The sequence below is a fragment of the Rhodococcus sp. OK519 genome (genome assembly GCF_003051005.1).
In the GTDB taxonomy this organism is placed as follows: Bacteria; Actinomycetota; Actinomycetes; order Mycobacteriales; family Mycobacteriaceae; genus Prescottella.
In genome coordinates this window covers 116,549-139,243 of sequence record NZ_QAOW01000008.1, presented here as the reverse complement: position 1 = coordinate 139,243, position 22,695 = coordinate 116,549, and the positions used below count along the sequence as shown (strand labels likewise).

23 protein-coding genes, 1 tRNA gene and 1 other RNA gene are annotated in these 22,695 nt (G+C 67.1%); 12 read left to right on the top strand and 13 right to left on the bottom strand.

What is annotated here, in order from left to right; all coding sequences use genetic code 11:
- Positions 1 to 31 precede the first annotated feature (31 nt).
- On the top strand, positions 32 to 493 hold the full coding sequence (locus tag C8K36_RS19470) for a PPOX class F420-dependent oxidoreductase (protein WP_107986176.1): 462 nt from the start codon (positions 32 to 34) through the stop codon (positions 491 to 493).
- Between the two features lie 126 nt (positions 494 to 619).
- Here C8K36_RS19470 and C8K36_RS19465 read toward each other — a convergent pair whose 3' ends face one another.
- Entirely contained in the window at positions 620 to 913 is a 294-nt protein-coding gene (locus C8K36_RS19465; protein ID WP_219910030.1) for a MerR family transcriptional regulator, read from the bottom strand.
- 709 nt (positions 914 to 1,622) lie between these two features.
- On the opposite strand from C8K36_RS19465, the gene C8K36_RS19460 reads away from it, so the two are divergent.
- Positions 1,623 to 1,964: a MerR family transcriptional regulator gene (locus C8K36_RS19460; RefSeq protein WP_420910912.1), complete on the top strand. Its 342-nt coding sequence runs from the start codon at positions 1,623 to 1,625 to the stop codon at positions 1,962 to 1,964.
- Positions 1,965 to 2,052: 88 nt separating this feature from the next.
- Here C8K36_RS19460 and C8K36_RS19455 read toward each other — a convergent pair whose 3' ends face one another.
- The 3 genes from C8K36_RS19455 to C8K36_RS19445 all read right to left on the bottom strand — a co-directional run bounded on the left by C8K36_RS19455 (position 2,053) and on the right by C8K36_RS19445 (position 5,766).
- Positions 2,053 to 2,256, bottom strand: a complete 204-nt coding sequence (locus tag C8K36_RS19455) for a cold-shock protein (RefSeq protein ID WP_107986173.1) — start codon at positions 2,254 to 2,256, stop codon at positions 2,053 to 2,055.
- A 758-nt stretch (positions 2,257 to 3,014) separates the two neighbouring features.
- The gene (locus C8K36_RS19450) at positions 3,015 to 4,751 is read right to left on the bottom strand and encodes an N-acyl-D-amino-acid deacylase family protein (protein WP_107986172.1); all 1,737 of its coding nucleotides are present in this window, start codon (positions 4,749 to 4,751) and stop codon (positions 3,015 to 3,017) included.
- 211 nt (positions 4,752 to 4,962) lie between these two features.
- Positions 4,963 to 5,766 carry a DUF1206 domain-containing protein gene (locus C8K36_RS19445; protein WP_107986171.1) on the bottom strand — a complete coding sequence of 268 codons (804 nt, stop codon included), beginning with the start codon at positions 5,764 to 5,766 and terminating at the stop codon, positions 4,963 to 4,965.
- A 194-nt stretch (positions 5,767 to 5,960) separates the two neighbouring features.
- Between C8K36_RS19445 and C8K36_RS19440 the strand changes: the two genes are divergently transcribed.
- Both C8K36_RS19440 and tgt read left to right on the top strand, forming a co-directional pair.
- Positions 5,961 to 6,800: a class I SAM-dependent methyltransferase gene (locus C8K36_RS19440; RefSeq protein WP_107986170.1), complete on the top strand. Its 840-nt coding sequence runs from the start codon at positions 5,961 to 5,963 to the stop codon at positions 6,798 to 6,800.
- Between the two features lie 44 nt (positions 6,801 to 6,844).
- The gene (tgt, locus tag C8K36_RS19435) at positions 6,845 to 8,110 is read left to right on the top strand and encodes a tRNA guanosine(34) transglycosylase Tgt (protein WP_181319639.1); all 1,266 of its coding nucleotides are present in this window, start codon (positions 6,845 to 6,847) and stop codon (positions 8,108 to 8,110) included.
- On the opposite strand, the gene C8K36_RS19430 is transcribed toward tgt, so the two are convergent.
- The 3 genes from C8K36_RS19430 to gluQRS all read right to left on the bottom strand — a co-directional run bounded on the left by C8K36_RS19430 (position 8,077) and on the right by gluQRS (position 10,920).
- Positions 8,077 to 8,829 (bottom strand): queuosine precursor transporter, encoded by a 753-nt coding sequence (locus tag C8K36_RS19430; protein ID WP_181319638.1) that lies wholly within the window; start codon positions 8,827 to 8,829, stop codon positions 8,077 to 8,079. The genes tgt and C8K36_RS19430 overlap by 34 nt on opposite strands.
- 135 nt (positions 8,830 to 8,964) lie before the next feature.
- Positions 8,965 to 9,897, bottom strand: coding sequence for a hypothetical protein (locus C8K36_RS19425; RefSeq protein ID WP_107986168.1), 933 nt, complete (start codon positions 9,895 to 9,897; stop codon positions 8,965 to 8,967).
- Between the two features lie 108 nt (positions 9,898 to 10,005).
- Complete coding sequence (gene gluQRS / locus C8K36_RS19420) at positions 10,006 to 10,920, bottom strand: tRNA glutamyl-Q(34) synthetase GluQRS (RefSeq protein ID WP_107986167.1); 915 nt, start codon at positions 10,918 to 10,920, stop codon at positions 10,006 to 10,008.
- A gap of 210 nt (positions 10,921 to 11,130) precedes the next feature.
- On the opposite strand from gluQRS, the gene ctaD reads away from it, so the two are divergent.
- Positions 11,131 to 12,930 (top strand): cytochrome c oxidase subunit I, encoded by a 1,800-nt coding sequence (ctaD, locus tag C8K36_RS19415; RefSeq protein ID WP_107986166.1) that lies wholly within the window; start codon positions 11,131 to 11,133, stop codon positions 12,928 to 12,930.
- A gap of 23 nt (positions 12,931 to 12,953) precedes the next feature.
- Here the strand turns inward: ctaD and C8K36_RS19410 are convergent, their stop codons facing one another.
- The gene (locus C8K36_RS19410) at positions 12,954 to 13,511 is read right to left on the bottom strand and encodes a TIGR03086 family metal-binding protein (RefSeq protein WP_107986165.1); all 558 of its coding nucleotides are present in this window, start codon (positions 13,509 to 13,511) and stop codon (positions 12,954 to 12,956) included.
- Entirely contained in the window at positions 13,508 to 14,323 is an 816-nt protein-coding gene (locus C8K36_RS19405) for a helix-turn-helix domain-containing protein (RefSeq protein ID WP_107986164.1), read from the bottom strand. Before C8K36_RS19405 ends, C8K36_RS19410 begins: the two co-directional genes overlap by 4 nt.
- Before the next feature lie 78 nt (positions 14,324 to 14,401).
- On the opposite strand from C8K36_RS19405, the gene C8K36_RS19400 reads away from it, so the two are divergent.
- Together C8K36_RS19400 and C8K36_RS19395 are read left to right on the top strand one after the other, a co-directional pair.
- Positions 14,402 to 14,899, top strand: coding sequence for a hypothetical protein (locus tag C8K36_RS19400; protein ID WP_107986163.1), 498 nt, complete (start codon positions 14,402 to 14,404; stop codon positions 14,897 to 14,899).
- A 483-nt stretch (positions 14,900 to 15,382) separates the two neighbouring features.
- Positions 15,383 to 16,099, top strand: a complete 717-nt coding sequence (locus C8K36_RS19395; protein WP_107986162.1) for a hypothetical protein — start codon at positions 15,383 to 15,385, stop codon at positions 16,097 to 16,099.
- Positions 16,100 to 16,347: 248 nt separating this feature from the next.
- On the opposite strand, the gene C8K36_RS19390 is transcribed toward C8K36_RS19395, so the two are convergent.
- Positions 16,348 to 16,435 (bottom strand) — tRNA-Ser (locus C8K36_RS19390).
- 95 nt (positions 16,436 to 16,530) lie between these two features.
- Here C8K36_RS19390 and ffs point away from each other — a divergent pair.
- An RNA gene (gene ffs, locus C8K36_RS19385) (signal recognition particle sRNA small type) lies at positions 16,531 to 16,625 on the top strand.
- A gap of 42 nt (positions 16,626 to 16,667) precedes the next feature.
- Positions 16,668 to 17,960: an aminotransferase gene (locus tag C8K36_RS19380; RefSeq protein WP_107986161.1), complete on the top strand. Its 1,293-nt coding sequence runs from the start codon at positions 16,668 to 16,670 to the stop codon at positions 17,958 to 17,960.
- Between the two features lie 67 nt (positions 17,961 to 18,027).
- On the opposite strand, the gene fepB is transcribed toward C8K36_RS19380, so the two are convergent.
- Positions 18,028 to 19,056, bottom strand: coding sequence for a Fe2+-enterobactin ABC transporter substrate-binding protein (gene fepB / locus C8K36_RS19375; protein ID WP_107986160.1), 1,029 nt, complete (start codon positions 19,054 to 19,056; stop codon positions 18,028 to 18,030).
- A 72-nt stretch (positions 19,057 to 19,128) separates the two neighbouring features.
- Between fepB and fes the strand changes: the two genes are divergently transcribed.
- Positions 19,129 to 20,289 carry an enterochelin esterase gene (fes, locus tag C8K36_RS19370; RefSeq protein WP_107986159.1) on the top strand — a complete coding sequence of 387 codons (1,161 nt, stop codon included), beginning with the start codon at positions 19,129 to 19,131 and terminating at the stop codon, positions 20,287 to 20,289.
- Between the two features lie 7 nt (positions 20,290 to 20,296).
- Here the strand turns inward: fes and C8K36_RS19365 are convergent, their stop codons facing one another.
- Entirely contained in the window at positions 20,297 to 20,923 is a 627-nt protein-coding gene (locus tag C8K36_RS19365) for a DUF5701 family protein (RefSeq protein WP_107986158.1), read from the bottom strand.
- A gap of 90 nt (positions 20,924 to 21,013) precedes the next feature.
- Here C8K36_RS19365 and C8K36_RS19360 point away from each other — a divergent pair, with 90 nt between their 5' ends.
- Both C8K36_RS19360 and C8K36_RS19355 read left to right on the top strand, forming a co-directional pair.
- On the top strand, positions 21,014 to 21,598 hold the full coding sequence (locus tag C8K36_RS19360) for an HhH-GPD-type base excision DNA repair protein (RefSeq protein ID WP_107986297.1): 585 nt from the start codon (positions 21,014 to 21,016) through the stop codon (positions 21,596 to 21,598).
- Between the two features lie 46 nt (positions 21,599 to 21,644).
- On the top strand, positions 21,645 to 22,085 hold the full coding sequence (locus tag C8K36_RS19355) for a VOC family protein (protein WP_107986296.1): 441 nt from the start codon (positions 21,645 to 21,647) through the stop codon (positions 22,083 to 22,085).
- A gap of 17 nt (positions 22,086 to 22,102) precedes the next feature.
- Here C8K36_RS19355 and C8K36_RS19350 read toward each other — a convergent pair whose 3' ends face one another.
- Entirely contained in the window at positions 22,103 to 22,501 is a 399-nt protein-coding gene (locus tag C8K36_RS19350; protein ID WP_107986157.1) for a VOC family protein, read from the bottom strand.
- Positions 22,502 to 22,695 lie beyond the last annotated feature (194 nt).

Here is a 22,695-nt window from a genome sequence, read left to right as displayed (position 1 = left end):
ACACCGACCGAGCCGACCAGGAGAGTGCGCCATGGCCGTCGCCACCGCCGAGATCGTCACCCGCGAGCAGTTGCTCGAATTCATCCGTCCCCGCCACCGCATGGTTCTCATTACGCACAAACGGTCGGGGGGACTGCAGATTTCGCCCGTCACCTCGGGTGTGGACAAGGAGGGCCGGATCGTCATCTCGACGTACCCGCAGCGGGCCAAGGCTGCGAACCTGCGCCGTGACCCGCACGTGAGCGTTTGTGTGCTGTCCGACGAGTTCAACGGGGCGTACGTCCAGATCGACGGCACCGCCGAGGTTCTCGACATGCCCGACGCCCTCGAACCGCTCGTCGAATACTTCCGGTGCATCTCGGGCGAACATCCCGACTGGGACGAGTACCGCGAGGCGATGCGGAAGCAGGACAAGAGCCTCATCCGGATCACGATCGAGGAATGGGGTCCCATCGCGACAGGTGGGTTCCCCCCGAGCCGGGCCCGCGACTGACGCGCTACTCCCGAATTGCAGGCGCTCGATTCCGACGTGACCGGGAGCTGACCTGAGATCCTCGGAACTGAGGGTCTCGGGTGGGGTCTCGGGTGCGCCGGTTATCGGACGGTATCGGGGCCGGTGTCAGTCGGTGATGTCGTCCTCGGCAGTGGCCTGGTCCGGATGCTGCTGTGCTCGGAGTTCGGTGTTGATGCGAAGGGCTTCGGCGAGTTGGTCTTCGAGGATGATGATGCGGCAGGCAGCGTCGAGTGCGGTGCCCTGGTCGATCAGTTCGCGGGCGCGGGCAGCGATGCGTAGCTGGTATCGGGAGTAGCGGCGGTGGCCACCGCCGGATCGCAGCGGGGTGACCAGTTTCGCGGTGTCGAGGCTGCGGAGGAATGCTTGTGTGACGCCGAGAAGCTCGGCGGCCCGTCCCATGCTGTATGCAGGAAAGTCCTCGTCGTCGAACCTGTCTCCAGGGCCGCTTTCGTTCGGGCTGTTGCTATCAGGCTTCGTAGGAATGCGCTCGGCGCCTTTCGTATGCACGGACGGGGGCCCCGGCGCCTGTGCGGCGCCGGGGCCCGAGGGGATTCACTTGAACAGACCCGCCTTTCGGCCGGCCTCCTTGCTTGCGCCCTGTCTCGGCGGACGGGACGCGATCGAGTAATAGCTGACCGTGCACCACCTCCCAATCGGGATTCTCCGTTCGGCAGTTCGTTCTCTGCCGCGCCACTCGGGCTTCTGTATCAACGAAACAAAGGCTATAACGGAAGCTCCCGATTGTCTACAGTCGCCAGTATAGAATTTTTATGACCGTGGTCACTGAACCCATGCCACTAACCCTCGATGCAGCGTTCTGGCTCCGCGTGTATGCAAGCCGCCAGCGCGTGGAAGACGACAGGGAGCGGGCGGCCGGGACGGGTCGGCGTCGACCGGTCGGCGGCGGGGCCGTGCGGGCGGTCCCGCTCAGCCATTCGGCTGCGATGAAATCTGCGCGAGCAGAACTTGCCACCCTTGCTCGTGCCGTCGACAACCTGCACGTGGCCGTACTGCCCTGACGTAGGCCTTGGCGACGAGTCAACGCCCGGCGGGCACTGCGCGGGCGATCTATTGTGTTCGGTATCGGGTGATTGAAGCTGCAATTACTATCGATCCGGAGGGCACGGTGGCGCCAGGTACTGACTCGGTCGGACGCGCGAGTCGCGGCGTCTACAGCATCTCTGTCGCTTCGGAACTATCCGGCGTAGGCCTGCAGACGCTGCGCCTGTACGAGCGCCGGGGCCTCATCACTCCCACCCGCACGTCGGGGGGAACCCGGCGCTACAGTCCGAACGATCTGCGGCGTTTGGACCGGATCGGCGAGCTGGTCGGGTTGGGGGTGAACCTCATCGGCATTGCGCACATCCTGGACCTGGAAGACACCCGCGCACGCCTGATCGAGGAGAACGTGATGCTCGCGAATTCGACTGCGCGGCTACAGTTTTCCTGATCGTACAAACACGTCGAACCCCGCCCCATGCATAGGGGGCGGGGTTCGACGTTGCCTCACATCCCCGCGAGGGGGAGGGCGGGGTGGATCAGATTACGGTGATGCCGGTTGCCTGGGGGCCCTTGGCGCCCTGGCCGATCTCGAACCGCACCTGCTGGTTCTCCTCGAGCGTGCGGAACCCGCCGGTCTGGATCTCCGAGTAGTGCGCGAAGACGTCAGCGGAACCGTCGGAAGGTGCGATGAAGCCGAACCCCTTCTCGGAGTTGAACCACTTCACGGTGCCCTCTGCCATGTGTATCTCCTCTTGTCATGCTCTACGAACTCTGCCGAGAATTTGGCACAGCCAGGTCGGCATCACACGACGGCGATTCCTGAAAAGGAGATCCATTCCGCCCGCAACAAGCATTTGCGAGCGTGGCAAAACGCGAACAAAAACTACGACCGACGACAGTCAACCACACATGCGGGGAAAAGCTCGTATCGGCTGTGCAGGCCCGCCGAGATCGGCTGGTCGAAGAACCCGCAAGTGTTGTCGCAGAGGGCTACTGCGTGCTGAAGAGCGCGCGGTGAATCTCCTCACTGGTCGTCGGCGCCTGCCGATGAGGAGGGGTTGTGGGGTCGGCGACCTCTTGTGCGGGGTAGCTGTTTCCGCCGTCAGCTTCAGCTATCGGATCGGAGAAGAGTCGTCCGTTCGCGGAATCATGGTTGGTGTTCACGGCGGGTCCTTACATGTCGGTATCGGTCGGCCGTCTCTCGAGCCTGGCACTGTCTCGCGCCAGGTCGGCGTCGCCGGCGACGCCCCGTCGGCGTCGCGGTGGATTTCACTACTCGATCAGCGAGACGAATCTCTGAGGAGAATAGATCGCCGGGTATGAGAACTTCCCGGCTTGTACCCCACTGTACGGCGCGTCCGAATTATCGGCCGGTGACCACGGCTTCCCGAAGCAAAGACATCGAACTTCCGGGGATGCGCCTCGGGTCCACGGTGGCCGTTGGGCTGGACTATCCGGATGACGTCCGGTTTCGGTCGAGCGCTGGCGCGATGGGCGGTCAGCGTGGGCCGCGGACCAGGGCGCCGGGACGGGCTCCGGTGTCTTCCCCGTCGCGCAACACCACCTGGCCGGAGACGATCGTGGCCCGGTACCCGTCGGCGCGCTGCAGCAGCCGCCGTGCCCCGCCGGGCAGGTCGTGCTCCACGGCCGGCGGCCGCAGTTGCAGTCGCTCGAAGTCGATGACGTTGAGGTCGGCCTTCTTGCCCTCGGCGATCACGCCGCGGTCGCCGAGCCCGTAGATGGTGGCCGTGTCCAGGGTCATCTTCTTCACCGCGGTCGCCAACGGAATCTGGGCGCCTCGGCTGCGGTCGCGGGCCCAATGGGTGAGCAGATAGGTGGTGTTGGACGCATCGCAGATGGCGCCAGCGTGCGCTCCGCCGTCCCCGAGGCCGACCGCGGTCGCGGGATGAATCAGCATGTCCCGGAGGGCATCGTGCGTGAAGTCGGAGTAGCTGAGCAGCGGCCGGAAGAACAGTGCGCGGCCCGAATCCGACAGCAGCAGGTCGTAGGCGTACTCGAACGGATCCCGCCCGGCACGCTCGGCCTCTCGGGCGAGGCTGGCCTCGGGAGCGGGTTCGTACTCCGGCGGGTTGCCGAGGTTGAAGGTCCGGTCCAGCTGGCCGAGGTAGGGCATCTTGTTGGTGGGCGAGTCGGACTCGGCGAGCACGGCCCGTCGGACTCGAGGGTCTCGAAGCGCGGCGACCAGGGCGTCCAGGTCCCCGGCGGAGCGTTCGACGGCGGCGAGGTAGGTGGGCCGAGTCGAGAAGGCGTTGAATGTCTGCAACCCGGCCAGTAGGCCGAGTGGACGCGCGGGAACCTGCGGACGCAGCGGTATGCCGGAGTCGTACGCGTCGGCGGCCCGGTCGAGGAGACGCTTCCAGTCGTCCGGTACGGCGTCGTGCTGCATCAGACCGAAACACACTGTCCGCCCGGTGAGTTCGGCCAGCCGTAGCATCCAGTCCATTTCTCGATCGGGCGCCGCGAGATCCTCGCCCATGATGCCCGCGGGAGCGAGTTCGAAGACCCCGGTGCCCGCAGCGGCCAACGCCTGACCGATCGCGAACAGTTCGTCCTCTGCAGCGAAGGTGCCGGGCACCGGCTCCCCGTCGATGGCCTTGTGGGCGATGGTGCGTGAGGTCGAGAACCCCAGGGCCCCGGCCTCGACGCCCTCGCGCACCAGCTTGGCCATCAGCTCGATGTCCTCGGGCGAGGCGGGCTCGTTGCGGGCACCCCGATCGCCCATGACGTACGCCCGTAGCGATCCGTGTGGGACGTGTGTTCCGACATCGATCGCCAGCGGAAGGCGATCGATCTCATCGAGATACTGGGGGAACGATTCCCAGGCCCACTTGATGCCCTCCGACAGTGCGGCACCCGGAATGTCTTCCACGCCCTCCATCAACCCGATCAGCCAATCCCGCTCGGCCTCGGTGACGGGCGCGAATCCCACGCCGCAATTGCCCATCACGGCGGTCGTGACGCCGTGCCAGCAGCTGGGCGTCAGCATCGGATCCCAGGTGACCTGCCCGTCGTAGTGGGTGTGGATGTCGACGAAGCCCGGTGTCACGACCAGCCCGGTCGCATCGATGACCTCGTCGGCGTTCGCGCCGCCGAGACCGCCGCTGGGAGTGACGGCCACGATCCGGCCCTCACGAACGCCGATATCGGCGAAGTACGGCTCGCCACCGGTCCCGTCCACCACTGTTCCGTTCGAGATGACAAGAGAGAAGTTCATAGCCGGTCCTCGCTGATCGGTAATCCGCGCGCCATCCGTACCGTGTTGACTTCCCGTAGGTTAACTCGACACCGTGTCAGCGAGATGCGGTTTCGGTGGTTTGTTCGGGATGACGAGAGATGCAGTGCACGGCCCGAATTCGGGAGCCTCAGGCGACGGCGCAGTCGAAGGGGATCGCGCTCGGTCTATCGGCCGAGGCCGGATCCGACGATCACATCTTGCCGTAGCGCGCCAGGACGAAGCAGTACGCGCCGTAGGCGATGATGCCGAGTCCGGCCGCGACGAGGAGAACCTGGCCGAACGGGACCGTGCCCAGCGTCTTGAGTGCACCGTCGAGCCCGCTCGCCTTGGCCGGATCGGTGGTGAACGTCGCGACGACGACCAGGACACCCGCTCCGCTGATCGCCAGGCCCTTCGCGATGTAGCCGACGACGCCGAGGGGTGTGGCCACTCGCGGCAGGTCGGCGCGGTGCAGGTCGTCGAGGAACTTCTTCTTGGCGCCCTTGTAGACGTGGTAGGCGCCGATGCCGATGATCACCAGCCCCGCGATGACGAGAACCGTTTTGCCTCCGGCGGATTGCATCAGCCGGGCGCTCGTGCCCACGTTCTGTTCGGTGCTCGATTTCCCGCTGCCGCGGGCGAACTGGAATGCCGTGAAGGCCAACGCGATGTAGGCCACCGCGACGCCTGCGGTCTTGATCCGGTCCAGCGCGGACGGGTCCTCGACGTCGGAGCGTTTCCCGACGAAGGCCTCCACCACCCGCCAGGCGGCGAGCGCCGCCAGGCCGACGGCCGCCACCCACAGGGCGACTCGGCCGCCCGGCTGTGAGGCGAGCGTGGTGAGGGCCCCCGACTGATCGGCGGTCCCCCCGCCGCCCAACGCCAACCGCAGAACGATGTAGCCGATGAGGAGGTGCACGAGACCGCTCGCGGCCTGGCCGACGCGTGCGACCTTCTCGAACGCGGGGTTTTGGGCGGAGCTGGCAGCTCCGGCCGTCGTGTGTTGTCCGGTCACGTGGCGCCTCCCGATTCTCGCGGTGGTGCCGCGGCTCGAAAAAAAGCCTATCGCCGCATCGTGGAGTCCGCCGGGGACGAACCCGAGGCGCCTGATGGCGGATAAGGCTCCGGGCACAGCGGGAGGCGAAGGGGTGATGATTCGACCCCCTGGGTGGCCTTGTTCCCGATGCCGCCCCGGCGCACGCTCGAACCATGAGCGAATCACTTGTAGCCAAGGAAGCCGATCGGGTCCTCAAGGCCAAGCATCGGGCGGTGTGGGCGTCGGGCGACTATCCGGCCGTCGCGGCGGATGTCATCCCCGACCTGGGTGCGGTCCTGGCCCGAGCGGCGGGAGTCCACGACGGGCAACGGGTCCTCGACGTCGGCGCCGGCACCGGCAACGCCGCGATCCCCGCCGCCCTCGCGGGCGCCGACGTCGTCGCGTCGGACCTCACTCCCGAACTCTTCGACCGCGGCCGCGAACTCGCGGCGAAGCGCGGTGCCCACCTCGAGTGGCAGCAAGCCGACGTGGAGGCGCTGCCGTTCGCGGACGACGACTTCGACGTCGTGCTGTCGTGCGTCGGCGTGATGTTCGCGCCGCACCATCAGGACAGCGCCGACGAGATGGTCCGGGTCTGCAAGCCCGGTGGCACCATCGGCCTGCTCAGCTGGACACCGGACGGTTTCATCGGCCGGATGTTCGGTGCGATGAAGCCGTACGCGCCGCCGCCCCCGCCCGGCGCGCAACCGCCGCCGCGATGGGGCGACGAAGCTCACGTGCGGGAACTGCTCGGGGATCGGGTCACCGATGTCGTCGCGCAGCGCGACACCGTCCACGTGGACCACTTCGACGGACCCGAGGCGTTCCGCGACTATTTCAAGGCCAACTACGGACCCACGATTGCGGTGTACAAGGCCATCGCCGACGATCCGGACAAGGTCGCGGCGCTGGATCGGGGCCTCGCCGACCTGGCCCGACAGTTCGACGTCGGGAACGGGTCGTTCGCGATGGACTGGGAGTACCTGCTGCTCACCGCGCACGAGCGCGCCTGACCCGGTGGCGCGGTGCCGCGTCCGGGCTGTGACACCATGGCCACGTGAGTGATGTTGTGCCGACCCCGCCCGACCCGTTCTTCACGGTGGGCACCCGCCTGCCCGACCGGTTGGGCCGCACCGGCACCATCCATACCCCGCACGGCGACATCCAGACCCCGGCGTTCATCGCGGTCGGCACCAAGGCCACCGTCAAGGCGGTGCTGCCGGAGGCGATGAAGGACCTGAACACCCAGGCTGTGCTCGCCAACGCGTACCACCTGTACCTGCAGCCGGGTTCCGACATCGTCGACGAGGCCGGCGGGCTCGGGAAGTTCATGAACTGGGACGGCCCCACGTTCACCGACAGCGGCGGCTTCCAGGTGATGTCGCTGGGCGTCGGCTTCAAGAAGGTGCTCGCGATGGAGGCCGTCGGCGTGCAGTCCGACGACGTCATCGCCGAGGGCAAGCAGCGTCTCGCGCACGTCGACGACGACGGCGTCACCTTCAAGTCGCACCTCGACGGCTCGGCGCACCGGTTCACCCCCGAGGTGTCGATGCAGATCCAGCACCAGTTGGGCGCCGACATCATGTTCGCGTTCGACGAGCTGACCACGCTGCTCAACACCCGCGGCTACCAGGAGCAGTCCGTCGAACGGACGCAGGCCTGGGCGGTGCGCTGCATCGCCGAGCACGAGAAGCTCACTGCTGAGCGCGCGCACCGGCCGTACCAGGCGCTGTTCGGTGTGGTGCAGGGCGCACAGTACGAGGACCTGCGCCGTCAGGCGGCCCGCGGTCTCGAGACCATCACCGGCGTGAGCGGACGCGGCTTCGACGGCTACGGCATCGGTGGCGCACTCGAGAAGCAGAACCTCGGCACCATCGTGCGCTGGGTCAACGAGGAGCTGCCCGAGCACAAGCCGCGGCACATGCTCGGCATCAGCGAGCCCGACGACATGTTCGTCGCGATCGAGAACGGCGCCGACACGTTCGACTGCGTCAACCCGTCCCGAGTGGCACGCAACGCCGCGATCTACCACCCGGACGGACGTTTCAACATCAACACCGCGCGCTTCCGTCGGGACTTCACGCCCATCGACGACGAGTGCGACTGCTACACGTGCGCCAACTACACGCGCGCCTACATCCACCACCTGTTCAAGGCGAAGGAGATGCTGGCCTCGACGCTCTGCACCATCCACAACGAGCGGTTCACCGTGCGTCTGGTGGACCGGATCCGGGAGAGCATCGAGGGCGGCTACTTCGACGAGTACAAGGCGGAGATGCTGGGCCGCTTCTACGGCAGCAAGCCGTCTTCGACCGGCGCATAGCTCGGCTCGCGCTTCTTCACGTACGCGATCACCCGGTAGGTCACGGGCATCACGAGGATCTCGACGAGGGTCTTCCACACGAAGCCGACGATCAAGTAGTTGATGAAGTCTTCCCACGTGGAGATGCCGATCGCTCCGGCCGCGATGGAGCAGAAGATCAGGGTGTCGGCGAACTCGCCGACCACCGTCGAGCCGATGAGGCGCGCCCACAGGTACTTCTCGCGGGTGCGCTCCTTGATGAGCACCAGCACCGCCGAGTTGAGCAACTGGCCGACGAGGTAGCCGGCGAGTCCGGCGATGAGCAGTCGCGGCACCACGCCGACGACGGCGTCGAACGCCGCCTCGTTCTCGTAGAAGTCGGCCGACGGCAACTGCTGGGTGATCCAGAAGCTGAGCGCCGCGAGCAGCAGCGAGCCGAAACCGATGTAGATCGCGCGCCGGGTGGCCTTGAAGCCGTACACCTCGCTGAGGACGTCGCCGACGACGTACGCGAGGGGGAACAGGAAGAATCCGCCGTCGGTGATGATCGGCAGAACCTGGAACGGGCCGACCGAGAGATCCTGGTCGACGAAGAATGCCACCCCCTTGGTGGCGCAGATATTGGAGACCAGCAGAGTCGCCGTGAAGAGGGCCACGAGAGTGGCGTAGTAGCCGCGATGGACGGGGGCGAAGGCCGCCGGATCGGACGCGTGGGGCGGGGAATGCACGGGCTCTGTCACCGCGCAATCCAAACATCCAGGGGGGTGTGACGCCGATTCGCACCCCCGTCACCGCCCGTTTTACGCACTTACCGCTGCCCTCCGGATGGATGCGGCAGCGGTAAGTGCGTGAAACGCGGAACCTGCAATGTGGAACTAGGGGGCGACCGGTCCTCCGACGGTAACGCGGTACGCGTACGTGATCGTGATGATCGACAGTGGCACCGTGATGAGCAGTCCGAGGCCGACCGGGATCGCGCCGAGGATGTTGATGCCCAGCAGAGCGAGCGCCAGCAGCAGGAGCGTTCCCCAGTTCGAGGAGATCGCCCCGAAGCTGGACTTGATCGCGCCGATCGGATCCTGGTTCTGGTCGATCACGAACTGCAGCGTCCATGAGGTCAGGAAGATTGCGATGAGACCGGGGATGATGCACAGGATCAGGCCGACCGTGGTCAGGACACCGACGAGGAAGCAGGCGACGATCACGGCGCCGACGTTGCGGATCTGGAAGAACGATCCGATCGACGGCTTGGTGCCGTCAGTCTCCTGGAGTGCGCCCGTCACGAAGGCCGCCTGCAGCAGGTAACCGACGATGATCGAGATCAGGCCGCCGATGAGCGACACCGCGTTGTTGCTGCTGCTGAAAGCCCAGTTGAGCAGGCCTTGGATGACGGCGGCGATCAGCATCAGCACGACCCACGACAGCGCGTTGGCGGAGAACTTGCTCCATCCGTACGAGATCGCGGCGCCGACACTGAGCCCGGCACCGGGTCCGGGTTGGCCGTAGCCGGAGTCGAACGCCGGCGGAGGGGGTGGGTAACTACCCGGCGGTGGCGGATAGCCGCCCTGCGGCGGCGGGTAGCTCCCCGGCGGGGGGTAGTTCCCCGGCGGGGGAGGATAGCCACCACCGGGACCGGGCGGCGGCGGGTAGCTACCGGGCGGTGGGGGGTAGTTCCCGGGTGGCGGCGGGGGAGGCGTGCCACCGGGCGGGGGCGGGTAGTTCCCCGGAGGCGGTGGCGTTCCGCCCTGCTGCGGCTCGTTGTTGCCGCCCTCGGGATTCTGGTTCGGGTCCTGTCCACCACTGGTCATGTGTGCACCTGGTTCTCGTCGTCGGGGTACTGCGCACGGCGAAGATGAACTTCTCGTCCGTGACCCTACGTCGCGAGTGGTCTGTTTGTATGGTCCCCCAGCGGAGATTCATGCGGTGTAAACCCAGGGCTCCTGCGGAATCGCGTTCGGATCCCATCGATCGAGAAGCTGCTGCGGCGTCACGGACTCCCCGTCGTCTGCCATCCCGAGCGACCGCGCGAGCGCGCTCAGCACGTCTTGCGCGCTGTGCCCGAGCGCGGCCTGATCCGCGAGCGTGACGGCGCCGTCACGCTTCGCGAGTCGCTTGCCCTCGCTGTTGAGCGCCAACGGGACGTGCGCGTAGATCGGTGCCGGCAATCCCAGCAGCCCGGCGAGGTACGCCTGGCGCGGCGCCGACGCCAGCAGATCGTCGCCGCGGACCACCTGGTCGATGCCCTGGGCGGCGTCGTCCACCACGACGGCCAAGTTGTAGGCGGGGATGCCGTCGCCCCGCCGCAGCACCAGATCGTCGACCGTCCCGGTGTAGTCGCCGAGCAGGATGTCGTGGACGGTGAACGAGTCGGTGCCCGCGCGCAGTCGTATCGCCGGGGGCCGTCCACTCGCCCGTCGCTCCTCGCGTGCGGCCTCCGACAGGCCCCGGCACGTCCCCGGGTAGGCGCCTGCCGGGGCATGTGGCGCCGACGCGGCCTTCAGGATCTCCTTCCGCGTACAGAAGCATTCGTAGGTCAGGCCGGCGCGTTGCAGTCGGGCGATCGCGGCGTCGTACACCGGCAGCCGCGACGACTGGTGGACGACGTCGTCGTCCCAGTCCAGTCCCAGTGCAGCGAGATCGGCGAGTTGACGCTCCTCGGCCCCTGGGCGCACCCGGTCGAGGTCCTCGACCCGAACGAGGAAGCGCCGACCGGTGGACCGGGCGAAGAGCCACGCGAGCAGTGCGGTGCGGAGATTGCCGAGATGGAGGTCGCCGGAGGGGCTGGGGGCGAATCGTCCCGCTTGCGTCGATTCGTCGACCTGGTTCGGCATTGCTGCAGCTTATCGAGGTCGTTGAGGTCACTTTGCGTCCGGTCCAGGTGGGCGAATCGCGTAGCCAACGGTGGGTCGGAGGCGTAGCGTCCACAGTGCTGAGCGTGTGCCGGTTGCCGCCCTGTCGGTCGAATCGTCGACCGGAGCGCGACGGGGCATGCCACGACGAGGGAGCGCGCCCCATCGCGTGGCGTGCGGTCAGGAGGACCGGTGGCCACCGTCACATCCAAACCTGTTGCCGCCCGGCCGTATCCGGCCCGGTTCGCCCGCAAGGGCGAGCTCATCTATCGCGTGGTCACGACGACGGATCCCAAGGTGCTCGGAATCCTGTACCTGATCACGTCATTCGCGTTCTTCCTGTTCGGAGGTCTGCTGGCGTTGCTCATGCGCGCAGAACTCGCGGTGCCGGGCCTGCAGTTCCTGTCGAACGAGCAGTACAACCAGTTGTTCACGATGCACGGCACCATCATGCTGTTGCTGTACGCGACGCCCATCGTGTTCGGATTCGCGAACTACATTCTGCCGCTGCAGATCGGGGCTCCCGACGTCGCCTTCCCGCGTCTCAACGCCTTCAGTTATTGGCTGTATCTGTTCGGCGGCATCATCGCCAGCGCGGGGTTCATCACGCCTGGTGGTGCAGCGGATTTCGGCTGGACGGCGTACTCGCCGCTCACCGACTACCTGCACTCGCCCGGCATGGGCGCGAACCTGTGGATCATGGGTCTGGCCCTCAGCGGTCTCGGCACGATCCTCGGCGCGGTCAACATGATCACGACGGTCATCTGCCTGCGGGCGCCCGGCATGACGATGTTCCGAATGCCGATCTTCACGTGGAACATTTTCATCACCAGCATCCTGATCCTGATCGCGTTCCCGATCCTGACGTCGGCGTTGATGGGCCTGTTCGCGGACAGAGTGGTGGGCGCCCACGTGTACGACCCGGCGACCGGTGGAGTCCTGTTGTGGCAGCACCTGTTCTGGTTCTTCGGGCACCCCGAGGTGTACATCGTGGCCCTGCCGTTCTTCGGCATCGTCTCGGAGATCTTCCCGGTGTTCTCCCGCAAACCGATCTTTGGATACACGGGCCTGGTGTACGCGACGATCGCAATCTCGGCGTTGTCCGTCGCGGTGTGGGCGCACCACATGTATGCGACCGGCGCCGTTCTGCTGCCGTTCTTCTCGTTCATGACGTTCCTGATCGCGGTGCCGACCGGGGTGAAATTCTTCAACTGGATCGGCACGATGTGGAAGGGGCAGTTGACCTTCGAAGCGCCTATGTTGTTTGCGATCGGGTTCCTCGTCACGTTCCTGTTCGGGGGTCTCTCGGGCGTCCTGCTCGCGAGCCCGCCGCTTGATTGGCACGTCACGGACTCGTACTTTGTGGTCGCGCACTTCCACTACGTGCTGTTCGGCACCATCGTGTTCGCCACCTATGCCGGCATCTATTTCTGGTTCCCGAAGATGACGGGGCGTTTCCTCGACGAGCGTCTGGGCAAGTGGCACTTCTGGCTGACATTCATCGGCTTCCACAGCACTTTCCTGGTGCAGCACTGGCTCGGTGCGGAGGGCATGCCGCGCCGCTACGCCGACTACCTGCCGAGCGACGGCTTCACCGTGCTCAACTCGGTGTCGACGGTCGGGTCGTTCATCCTGGGTGCGTCGACGCTGCCGTTCCTGTGGAATGTTTTCAAGAGCCTCCGCTACGGCACCGTCGTCACGGCCGACGACCCGTGGGGATACGGCAACTCACTCGAGTGGGCCACCAGTTGCCCGCCGCCGCGCCACAACTTCACCGAGCTGCCCCGCATCCGTTCGGAGCGACCGGCATTCGAGTTGCACTACCCGCACATGGTGGAGCGGTTGCGGGCCGAAGCGCACATCGGTCCGGGTATATCCAAACAACAGTTGACAGAGGTCATCGAGAGTAGTGATCGGGAGGCCGACAGCGATCGCAAGCCGCCGCCGGAGGATGAGAGGCACGAGCCGGGCCGGCATCGCGACGACACATGACGCCGGCCCGTGAGCCGTCTCCGTCAGGCGCGGCGCCCCAGCGAGGCGAGGGTGCGAGCCTGCCGGTCGGCGTCGGCGGTCACGTCCAGTGCGGGGCCGCAGACGCCGTCCATGTGGAGCGAATCGCCCAACTGCGCGACGACGGCGTCGAGCATGTCGAGATCGCCGTCGGGAATCGTCTCGTCGAGTCCCGCGGCGCGGGCGATGTCCCAGCCGTGGACGACCAGGTCGAAGCAGTAGAACGTGCGCATCGTCGTGGCCAGGTCGGTGCGTCCGAAGTGTCCGTCGTACTCGAGCGACGCCTTGGCGGGATCGTCGAGGATCGCCTGCACAGCGTCGCGGGTGTGGCGCCAGGCCGCGACCGGGTCGTCGGTAGCGGACGGACCGTCCGGGATCGACAACCCGACGACGCCGACGATCTGCGCCTGCGTGTCGACGATGTGTGCGACCACGTCTCGCGTGGTCCAGCCGTCGCAGGGCGACGGGGCGTCCCAGCGGTCGACGGGCACCGCCTCGATGTGATCGGTGAGTGCGGCGGCCAGGCGCCGGTACAGGTCCGGGGTGGATTCGGTGGTGATCATGCGGCCGATTCTCCATTCGTCGTGACGGTGCGGTCTTGTACGGATCGGACCCCCGCGTCGAGCACGGACGCCTCCCCGTGCCAGTCGGGTGCCTCGCTCGCGAGAAGCGCGGTGGGGGTGAGCGACGCGATGCGACGGCATTCGCGCGACAGGTGGGCCTGGTCGCTGAATCCGGATTCGGCTGCGAGAGTGGCGAGTCCGCCGTGCCGTCCGGCACGGGCCAGCGCCATGAACCGCTGCAGCCGCAGGATCGATCGCAACGTCGACGGCCCGTACCCGAACGCTTCGTTGCAGCGTCGGTGCAGTTGCCGGCTCGTCATCGACGACGCATCCGCCAGCTGCTCGACGCTCCACGAGCGGGCGGCCAGGGCGGACGTGATCCGGGCCGCGAGGGGGTCGGGTGCGCGTTGCCCGGTGAGCCACTGCCGGCCGGTGTCCTGCAGGATCGTCAGCCGTGCAGTGGTGTCTGCCGCGTGCTCGAGTCGGTCGATCAGCGTTCGTTCGACCGCCGAGCCGAGGATGTCTTCGAGGGCGACCCGGGTGTCGCGGATGTGCGCGGCCGAGGTGCGCAGCACGTGCGGAGCAGCGCCCGGACGGAACCGGATGCCGAAAGACTCACTGCCTCGCGGCAGCGTGAACGACCATGCCGAGGTCTCGGGGCCGCACACCCGGACGCCGACGCCCGCGATCCACAGCACGTCCACACAACCGTCGGGCACCAGCAGCTGCCGACCTTCGGCACGCGCGGACCACGCGCACACGAGCGCCTCGGACAGGTCCGGAGCCACGGGCGCCGGCGTGTACCACCCCATGCCGCCCAGGTTAGGTGCGGCCACCGACATCCCGTGCCCGGAACGGGCCGGATCGCACACACGGATGGGAGTAACGGCATGAGAAGAATTCTGGTGATCTCGCTGTCCGCGCTCGCGGCGAGCGCCGCGCTGGTCGGCTGCTCCGGCAACGACGACTCCGGCCCGGCCCCGTCTTCCACGACGTCGATGCCGTCCACAGTGCCGGAGGCAGGCCCCACCCTGACGACGGGGGAGTCCAGCATCGGTCAGATCGTGGTGGACGTCGACAACATGACGGTCTACGCCTACGACCGCGACGAACCCGGCGCGAACGCGAGCGCGTGCGACGCCGTGTGCCTCCAGATGTGGCCGCCCGTGACGACCGACATGCCCCGGCCCGAGGTCGTGGGTGTCGCCGGCGTGATCGGCACCATCCCGGGACCGCAGGGCGGAAAACAGGTGACCGTCAACGGCATGCCGCTGTACCTGTTCGCGGGTGATCCGCGGCCTGGTTCCGTTGCGGGACAGGGCATGGACAACCTGTGGTGGGCGCTCAATCCAGCGGGGGAGAAGATCACCAACGCGCCGGGCGGGTGAGTGCGTGGCCTGTTAGCGGTCGGGATCGGCCCGAAGCTAGCGGTAGTTCTCGAGGGCGATTGCGAGTTCCGGAGTCCGACGAGGTAGGGCGGCGAGAACATTCTCTCGAAGTGCAGACCCGCGTCGTGGTGGGCGTGCACGAGCTGCTCGCCGAGCACAGTGTAATCGTGCTTCCCGCGAATTCTGATGGAGATCTGCCATAGCCAGGAGGCGGGCGGGAGGGGCTGCGGTCGGCTGCGCGCGTTGCGGTGGGTAGCGCTCACGGAATGCGGGTCAGTGATCGGAACCGGACCGATCCTCTGCCATCGTCCGGCCGCCGTAGGCGCGGTCTTATGACATGACTTCGGCATGGTCTCCGCACTGTGCGCCGAGCGTAAGCGCTCTGTCCGATTCGTGGACTGCGCCGGGCCACCAACAAAATCGGCTAAGTGGATCCGCTCCAAATGCGAGTGACTGTCGGGGTGCGCCATTACGGTCCGTTCCATGCCGACAGACGATGATCTCAACCGACTGGTCGATGCCGCGGAGGCTCTCGATCCTCAACCGCGTCAGCGCCGCTGGGTCAGCGCAAGCTTCTGCATCCTCGATGCCGTCTACAGCATCGGCGCCCGCTACGACTCTGTTGTGGTTCCTGTTGTCCACAGGGTCGCTGTGGATTGTGGAATCGATGCCCCGGCGGTTCCGAATTCGGCTGACGAGGCGCCGGATCCGCTGCCGCTCGGGGTGTTCCTCGATCGCTATCCAGACTCGGCCGCGTTGGTTGCCGGGACCCAGAACAAACAGCGCACTTCCACGCGAGGCGGGATCCTGAAAGCCGATGCGGTGCTGCGACATGCGCAGGTTTTGTGCGAGCATGAGGTTCGGACTTTGCAGGACGCTCGTGAGCTGTTGGCCGATCAGGCCCGGCTCGAGAAAGTCGAAGCCGATCTACGAGGGATCCCGGGTGAGGGTGCAGCAGGCGTTCGCCGCGGCTATCTGTGGATGCTCCTCGGAAACGACGACCTCGTGAAGCCAGATCGCATGGTTCTGCGCTGGCTGGCCCGACAGGGTGTGAGCGTGTCGGCGGGAGAGGCGCGGTTTGTTTTGGCAATTGTCGCCGAGCGATTGAGCGTCCGGATAGGTCGCCGGATTTCCGCCTGGGAACTTGATCATGCGATCTGGCTCGCGGCCCGTGTTCGAGCGGTCATCCCTGCCGTATAGGCAACGGCTACGTGCCCCCCAATGGCATTTCACCCATCTCGACGTGCGCCTACATTGACGCCATCGCCACTGCGATAGAAGCGCACCCAGGAAAGTTTCATGAACTCGATAGGCGAGGAGCGCGCGAAGTCGCTGCGGTCGATGCAACGCTCCCCTTGCGAAGACCGAGGGCGCCGATCTTCGCGGGCACCGCTGACCTGCAGTGGACGAAGAAAAGCCCCCGGTGACATGTCACCGGGGGCTTCCCGTGGCGGAGGATAGGGGATTTGAACCCCTGAGGGCGTTAACCCAACCCGCGTTCCAGGCGAGCGCCATAGGCCACTAGGCGAATCCTCCGTGGGGGAGCCTACATGTTGGAGGGGCCGGAACGCCAAACGGGCCCCGGGGAGGGGTGCGTCAACGCGATTCCCGATCGTCCGGTTACACTCGTAGGCGGATCCCGCGCGGCGCGCATCCTGTGAACTCCCCCAGGGCCGGAAGGCAGCAAGGGTCAACGGGCTCTGCCGGGTGCGCGGGGTCCCCTATCTTCCCGTCCCCGACCGGTTTGTGTCGGTGAAAGGCCGCCCAGATGCCTGTGCAAACCCAAATCGGGTTGATGAGCCATGAAGAACTTCGCGCCGAACTCGAGCGTCAGAACGCGAAGTACGAGCAGCTCAAGGCGGAGAAGCTGAAGCTCGATCTCACTCGCGGAAAGCCTGCACCGGAACAGCTGGATCTGTCCGACGGTCTGCTCTCCCTGCCGGGTGACGGCGACTTCCGGGACGGCGACGGCACCGACTGCCGCAACTACGGCGGTCTGACGGGCCTGCCGGAACTGCGCGCGATCTTCGGCGAGCTGTTGGACATCCCGACGGCGAACCTGATGGCCGGCAACAATGCGAGCCTCGAGATCATGCACGACACCATCGTGTTCTCGCTGCTGCACGGCACCCCGGACTCCCCGCGGCCGTGGTCGCAGGAGTCGGTGGTCAAGTTCCTGTGCCCGGCGCCCGGCTACGACCGGCACTTCGCGATCACCGAGTCCTTCGGCATCGAGATGATCGCCATCCCGATGCGCGACGACGGCCCGGACATGGCGAAGGTCACCGAGCTGGTGACGTCGGACCCGCAGATCAAGGGCATCTGGTGCGTGCCCACGTACTCCAACCCGACGGGTGCGGTGTACTCCGAGGACGTCGCCCGCGCGCTGGCGTCGATGCCGGCCGCGGCCCCCGACTTCCGCATCTACTGGGACAACGCGTACGCCGTGCATCCGCTGGTCGAGGAGTGCGCCCCGGCGCTCGACATCCTCGGCATGGCGGCGGAGGCCGGCAATCCGAACCGTCCGCTGGTGTTCGCGTCCACGTCGAAGATCACCTTCGCCGGCGCCGGCGTGAGCTTCTTCGGCGGCTCCGCGGCGAACCTGGCGTGGTACCAGCAGCACCTGGGCAAGAAGAGCATCGGCCCGGACAAGATCAATCAGCTGCGTCACCTGCGCTTCTTCGGCGACGCCGCCGGCGTCCGCGCACACATGGACAAGCACCGCGAGATCCTGGCGCCCAAGTTCGCGAAGGTGCTCGAGATCCTCGACGAGCGGCTGGGTGCGACGAAGGTCGCGTCGTGGACCGAGCCCAAGGGCGGCTACTTCATCAGCCTCGACGTCGTCGACGGCACCGCGAAGCGCGTCATCGAGCTCGCGAAGGAGGCCGGCATCGCGCTCACCGCGGCCGGCTCCGCCTTCCCGTACAAGCAGGACCCCGAGGACCGGAACATCCGCCTCGCCCCGAGCTTCCCGTCGATGGACGAGCTCACCAAGGCGATGGACGGCGTCGCGACGTGCGTTCTGTTGGCGGCCGCGGAGCACGCGCTCACCAAGCAGTAACCCTCGAACGCGACAGTGGCCGGGCACCGAAAGGTGCCCGGCCACTGTGCTTTCCCCCGGTGCGCGGCTACGACAACGCCGCCACGATCCGGTCGACGACGTTGTTCGCGCTGTAGTAGTCCAGGCGGAAGCTGTCGTAGTCGAGCGGGACGACGGCGCCGCGCTGCACCGACGGCACGGCGGCGAGCGTCGGATCGGCCTTCAGCTTGTCGGCACCCGGCTGCTGCGCGTTGATGATGAACGTCGTCGCACCGGTCAGCGCGCGCGGTAGGTTCTCCATGTTCACGCTGACGATGTCGGACCGCCCGGCCGCGGCGCCCACGTCCGCGATCTCGGCGGGCAGGTCGGCGATCGTCAGGCCGAGTCGCGTCGCGAGACGTCCCTGCGCCGATTCGGCGGTGAAGATCTTCGAATCCTCCGGCGAGTTGTAGGTGAGGATGTTCACCGGGGTGGCGCCGTTCTGCAGCGCGGGCGCGATCGTGTTCTTGGCCCCGTCGACCTTGGCGTCGAACTCGGCGAGCAGCTCCTGCGCCCGGTCCTCCTTGCCCACGACGGCAGCGAGTTGGGTGGTGAGGTCCTGCCACGACTTGTCGGAGTAGTCGAACAGCAGGGTGGGTGCGATCTTGGACAGCGTCTCGACCTGCTGCGCGGCCGAGTCGGCACCGCTGGTGGACACGACGATGAGGTCCGGTGCTGCCGCGGTGATCTTCTCGGCGTTGGGCACGCCCTGGTAGAGCACCTCCACGTCGCGCTCGGCAGCGACGTCTGCCCATTGCGTGAACAGACCCTGGTCGTCGGTGACCGTGCTCTTGGGCTGCGCCCCGGTGCCGATCAGCGGAGCGTCGAGCGCGAGCAGCGATCCGGTGAGCGTGACGCTGGTGGAAACGATTCGTGTCGGCTGGACATCGAGAGTGACTGGGCCCTTGGCCGTTTCGACGGTGCGGGGCCACTCGCCGGACTGGGTGGAGGTGGCCGCGGCGTCCGCGCTGTCGTCGGACGACGAGCAGGCGACGGTGGTGAGACCGATCGCGAGGGCGCCGAGGGTGACCGCGATCCGGGCGCCGACGGAGCGTCGGCGAAGCGTCGTGGGTGACAAGGGGGGTTCCTCCTGAGGGGTAGGTGGCCCGACCCTAATATTAGGGGAGCGTCACCTAAGTAAGGGGTACCTATGTCGGAGGTCACATCCGTCGACGGCCTGCAGCGTCGCCTACGCGCCGAGGGTGGGCCGCTCATCGACCCCGGACCACCCGGGTTCGCGACCGCGACTTTCGTCTGGCGCGCACCGGCGGGGTCGCGGGCGCGGCACGTGTACCTCGAGGCCAACGGCATCACCGATCGGCGGGATCCGGAGGCCAACGCGCTCCGTCCGGTGCCGGGCAGCGACCTGTGGGTGCTGTCGCGCGAGGTGCCCGAGGAGTGGCGTGGCGGGTACGGCTTCCTGCCGCGCGTCGATCCGATCACCGAACCTGCTGCGGGGCAGACGGAATGGGAGTGGTGGCGGGGAGTGATTGCCGGCCTGGAGGTCGATGTCCTCAACCCGCTGCCACCAGTCTCGTCGATGGGTCTGCCGGCGCGATCGGAGGCGGTGATGCCGAACGCGCCCGCGCAGCGCTGGTGGCGGCACGGCGCGCGGGTGCGCGGCACCCTGACCGAGGAGGTTCGGACCCTCGCGGGGGTGCAGCGGCGCATCTGGTTCTACGAGCCGCTCGGCCTCGCCGACCACGACCGTCCGGTGCTGATCGTGTTCGACGGTCGGGTCACGGCGGTGGAGATTCCGATCGGCCCCGCACTCGATCGGCTCGGCGACGGTGGCCACCGGGTGCCGCTGGTGGTGATGATCGACAGCATCGATCCCGGCCTGCGGTCGAAGGAACTCCCCTGCAGCGAAGCCTTTCTGGAATCGCTGACCACCGAGCTGCTGCCGGACCTTCGGCAGCGGTGGGGCGCCACGGACACCCCTTCGTCGGTGCTCGTGGGTGGCTCCAGCTACGGCGGGCTCGCGGCAACCTTCGCGGCGCTCGAGGCGCCCGAACATTTCGGCGGCGCGGTGAGTTTGTCCGGTTCGTTCTGGTGGCCGCGACCTCCGATGTCGGGACGCTCGATCCAGGAGCGGCTCGCAGATCTCGAGGCGAGCGGGTCGCGGTTCTGGATGGCCGCCGGGAAGCTCGAGCCCCGGTTGATCGACGAGAATCGCGAGGTTCGGGACCTGCTGCGGGCCGGGGGGTTCGATGTGGCCTACCGCGAGTTCTGCGGTGGCCACGACTACATCCAGTGGCGCGATCTGCTGGTCGAGGGGGCGTCGGCGCTGCTGGGCCGCGCCGACGCCTGATCCGTGGTCAGATCCCGACGCGGTCCCCGGCGTGCGCCGAGCCGAGCCAGGTGTGCGGGTTGCCGTTCCAGCACCAGCCCAGCTTCGGCCTGCGGTCGCTGATCCACAGCGCCGGAACCCGCTTGTCGCCGCACCGCGACGCCAGCAGCGAGAAGCACTTGTTCTTGCGCAGCATGTCCGGGCGTGCGGTGACGAGCGCGATGCCTTCGTCGATGGTCAGCGGGCTGCGGCCTTCGGTGATGATCTTCACGAGCGCATCCTGCGGGGTGACGTTCAGGAACTCGGTGCCCGTGTCGATATCGAACAGCAGGTAGCCGTCTGCGTCCGGCACCTCGACGCCTTCGATCGGTCGGAACGTCGGCAGTTCCGCTGCCTCGAGGACGGTGAATCCCTGCTGCTTGCCGAGGGCGGTGCGGGTGATGGACTCGTCGGCGGCAATCCCGGACGGGACCAGCACGAACGGGACGTGGTCCTCGTGGCGGACCACGTCGGCGTCGGGTCGGGCGGCGACGACGTCGCGCAGCGGGTACAGACCGTTTCGAAACGCGGACTCGGACTTTCCGGAGAGCTCCGGGTAGCCGAGGGAGACGAGGTGGTCGAGTTGGCGATCGAATTCGTGGATTGCGTCGGACACGGAGAACCTTTCGACGGCGGCGCCCGGTCCAACGAGTGCGTGACGCCGATGGTTCCCGCCGACCGGGCGGTCGGTGGCAGGATCGGGGGCATGGCCCTCACGTTGAATCTCGTCGGTGACCCCGAGGCGGACGCCCTGCTGGCGTCGGACCCGCTCGCGCTGCTGATCGGGATGCTCCTCGACCAGCAGGTGCCCATGGAGACCGCCTTCGCGGGACCGAAGAAGCTCGATGACCGTCTCGGCGGCCTCGACGTCCACAAGATCGCGGAGATGAACCCGGACGACTTCATCGCGGTGTGCGCGCAGCCGCCGGCGGTGCACCGGTTCCCCAAGTCGATGGGCGAGCGCATCCAGTCGCTGTGCGGCTACATCGTCGAGCACTACGGCGGCGACACCGCCGCGATCTGGACGTCGGGCGAGCCGAGCGGCAAGGAAGTGCTGAAGCGGCTCAAGGCGCTGCCCGGGTACGGCGACCAGAAGGCTCGAATCTTCTTGGCGCTGTTGGGGAAGCAGATCGGCGCGCAGCCTGAGGGTTGGCGCGAGGCGGCGGGGTCGTACGGCGACGAGGGATCGCGCCGGTCCATCGCCGATGTCGTCGACCGGCAGACGCTGCTCGAGGTGCGCGAGTTCAAGCAGGCCGCCAAGGCCGCGGCCAAGGCGGCGAAGGGGAAGTAGGCACACCGACGCCGCCCTCTCATCGGACTCGGAGGCGATGGATTCGATGGCACACGTGCAACGTTTCGACCACGTCGGTATCACCGTCGCGGACCTGGACGCGGCGACGGCGTTCTTCGTCGGGCTCGGTCTCGAGGTGGAGGGCACCGGGTCCGTGGAGGGTGAGTTCGTGGAGACCGTGTGCGGCATCCCCGGCGCGCACTGCAACATCGTGATGCTGCGGTCGCCCGGCGGCGGGTCCCGGCTCGAACTCTCGGCGTTCGTCACGCCCGATCATGTGTCCGGATCGCCGACTGCGATGGCCAACGAGCTCGGGCTGCGCAACGTGTCCTTCGAGGTCGGCGACCTCCAGGCGGCCGTCGACACGGTCGCTGCGGATGGGTACGGCCTGGTCGGCGGCATCGGTGAGTACGAGAACAGCGTGCGGATGGCCTACGTGCGTGGGCCCGAAGGGATCATCGTGTCCCTGTTCGAGCAGGTCGGCTGACGTGCGACCAGTCAGGTTCAGTCGGGCGGGGAGAAGAATTCGAGCGCGATGTCGTCCGGATCGCGGAACGACAGCCCCGACCCGTAGGCCGCGTGCTTGATGCCGCCGTGTGCGATGCCGAGTTCGTCGAGACGGTCCCGCCAGAATTCGAGTTCTCCGCTGGTGCAGGCGAATGCGACGTGGTCGAGGCCGATCCGTCGTTCGTCGAATCCGTCCCTCGGGGGCTCGCCGGTGTGGGTGTGCAGGCCGAACATCGTCCCGCCTCCGAGCACGAACACGGCGTGGTGAAAGACGCCGGAGGCCTCGTCCTCGTCGAGCACCGGTGGTGATCCGAACAGGCGGGTGTACCACTCGGTGCTGACGGCCATGTCGGACACCGTGACCGCGATGTGGGTGAGAGCTGGAAACGGCGTCACAGCGAACCTCCTCCGGAACGGCGTTACAGACCACGGTAGCGCCGTCCGCCGGTCCCGAGGAAGAGCTGTGGGACTGCCGGGCCGGCTCGGGCGGTGACGAGGTCGGCGAAGGCGCGTTCGCGGATGAGGTTGCGTTCGATTATGCGCACAGATTGTGTTTGCGACTTGTCTTGCGACGCTGTTCTCGCGACGCG

Coding starts and splice junctions, on each gene's coding strand:
- C8K36_RS19355 (WP_107986296.1), top strand. CDS start 21,645: ATGGCACACGTGCAACGTTTCGACCACGTCGGTATCACCGTCGCGGAC.
- C8K36_RS19400 (WP_107986163.1), top strand. CDS start 14,402: ATGAGAAGAATTCTGGTGATCTCGCTGTCCGCGCTCGCGGCGAGCGCC.
- C8K36_RS19450 (WP_107986172.1), bottom strand. CDS start 4,751: ATGAACTTCTCTCTTGTCATCTCGAACGGAACAGTGGTGGACGGGACC.
- C8K36_RS19360 (WP_107986297.1), top strand. CDS start 21,014: ATGGCCCTCACGTTGAATCTCGTCGGTGACCCCGAGGCGGACGCCCTG.
- C8K36_RS19465 (WP_219910030.1), bottom strand. CDS start 913: ATGGGACGGGCCGCCGAGCTTCTCGGCGTCACACAAGCATTCCTCCGC.
- C8K36_RS19395 (WP_107986162.1), top strand. CDS start 15,383: ATGCCGACAGACGATGATCTCAACCGACTGGTCGATGCCGCGGAGGCT.
- C8K36_RS19405 (WP_107986164.1), bottom strand. CDS start 14,323: ATGGGGTGGTACACGCCGGCGCCCGTGGCTCCGGACCTGTCCGAGGCG.
- C8K36_RS19440 (WP_107986170.1), top strand. CDS start 5,961: ATGAGCGAATCACTTGTAGCCAAGGAAGCCGATCGGGTCCTCAAGGCC.
- C8K36_RS19425 (WP_107986168.1), bottom strand. CDS start 9,897: ATGACCAGTGGTGGACAGGACCCGAACCAGAATCCCGAGGGCGGCAAC.
- fes (WP_107986159.1), top strand. CDS start 19,129: ATGTCGGAGGTCACATCCGTCGACGGCCTGCAGCGTCGCCTACGCGCC.
- C8K36_RS19380 (WP_107986161.1), top strand. CDS start 16,668: ATGCCTGTGCAAACCCAAATCGGGTTGATGAGCCATGAAGAACTTCGC.
- C8K36_RS19470 (WP_107986176.1), top strand. CDS start 32: ATGGCCGTCGCCACCGCCGAGATCGTCACCCGCGAGCAGTTGCTCGAA.
- C8K36_RS19410 (WP_107986165.1), bottom strand. CDS start 13,511: ATGATCACCACCGAATCCACCCCGGACCTGTACCGGCGCCTGGCCGCC.
- C8K36_RS19455 (WP_107986173.1), bottom strand. CDS start 2,256: ATGGCAGAGGGCACCGTGAAGTGGTTCAACTCCGAGAAGGGGTTCGGC.
- gluQRS (WP_107986167.1), bottom strand. CDS start 10,920: ATGCCGAACCAGGTCGACGAATCGACGCAAGCGGGACGATTCGCCCCC.